Annotated in this window: 2 protein-coding genes; both read right to left on the bottom strand. The window is 64.6% G+C overall.

The features are described from left to right. Positions 1–65 precede the first annotated feature (65 nt). Positions 66–605, bottom strand: a complete 540-nt coding sequence (locus GA707_RS20630; RefSeq protein ID WP_152180323.1) for a hypothetical protein — start codon at positions 603–605, stop codon at positions 66–68. 31 nt (positions 606–636) lie between these two features. Continuing rightward, entirely contained in the window at positions 637–1,083 is a 447-nt protein-coding gene (locus GA707_RS20625; RefSeq protein WP_152180322.1) for an SRPBCC family protein, read from the bottom strand. Positions 1,084–1,249 lie beyond the last annotated feature (166 nt).

Raw genomic sequence — 1,249 nt, 5'->3', positions numbered from 1 at the left:
CATAGCCCAACTGCTGGCGGCACGGGGCCGGGGGACCGAGCGTGCTCAGATGCTGGGTTGGGGTGTTACGGCCGCTGGGACGTGTTTCGTCGCAGCCAGCCTCGTAGTCGGCGAAAGGGCGCGATCATGCGGTCGCGTTCGGATACGGCCCTGTATCGGGCGATGTTGCGAGGCAGATCCTGCTCGTCGATCAACGCCCAGGGGTCAACCCCGTGCTCAATCGAGCGGCGCACGAGTCGTCCCGTCCGCGCTCTGGCTTGATCGCCAGGTTCGAGGAGAGTGCCAGTGAGATGTTCGCGCGGGTCCCCGCCGTGCTCTTGGCGTTGGGTCAGGCTCCGCTGCTCCTGAGCCATGGCTGCCTCGAACTCGCGCTTGTCGTCGAACGCTGCCACGAAGACATGGCGACGTTGTCGTCGGTGCGGGTCGTAGCGGTAGTGACGCAAGACCCATCTGCGGATCGAGTCGTCGTCCGGGTCCACCCTTGGCATGGCCTGATGGTAGATCCACACCGGGGTGGTCGCCGGAGGCTGTTGAGCCCCTCCTGCATCCTCGTCGCTCAGCGCCACGCGCTGAGGGCCGCATCGAAGTGCGACCAGGGTCAACATCCGGCGAAGTGGGGCAGGTTCTCCAGGTGGCTCATCCAGGCGACTTCGGAGCGGCGTCTTCGAGGTGGCGCTTCAAGCCGGTCCAGATGCCGCGCTCTACTCGGTTACCAATGGGACCGAACAACGGCCCCAGGGCACGCAGCCAGCCCTTGGGCTGCACCTGCCAGTTCCACGTCATGAGTGTGCCGCCCTCGGAGGGGCTGAACGTCAAGGTCCCCGACGTGGCCATCATCGAACTGGTCGTTTGGGTGAGGAGACGCTGAGGTCTATCAAAGTCGACGATCTCGACGAGCATCTCATTGCGGCTCTTGCCCATACGGGCCAGAAACCGAGTTCCTGCCCCGATCGGCAGCGGGGTCAGGAGCTCGACGTCGCGCATCTCGGGGTTGAACGAGGGCTCCTTGCGGGAGTCGGCAACCGTGTCGAAGACCAGTTCCGGCGGCGCATCGATGTGGATCTGTCCGCTGATGTGGGCCACGTGCTCAACCTACGCCGCGCGGTCGATGCAGTGCCTCAACATCCGGCGATAGGGGGCATGTGCGCGATGGTCCTTGATTGGGCGGATCAGTACCATGTGAGCACCATGTGGTGACACGATCTGGGCGCCACAGGACTGCTGGCCGGCTTTGGAAGCCCGCGATATT

The sequence above is a fragment of the Nostocoides sp. F2B08 genome, assembly GCF_009184895.1.
In the GTDB taxonomy this organism is placed as follows: domain Bacteria; phylum Actinomycetota; class Actinomycetes; order Actinomycetales; family Dermatophilaceae; genus F2B08.
Note: the sequence above shows the minus strand (reverse complement) of the source record. Positions and strands in the feature narration are given on the sequence as shown.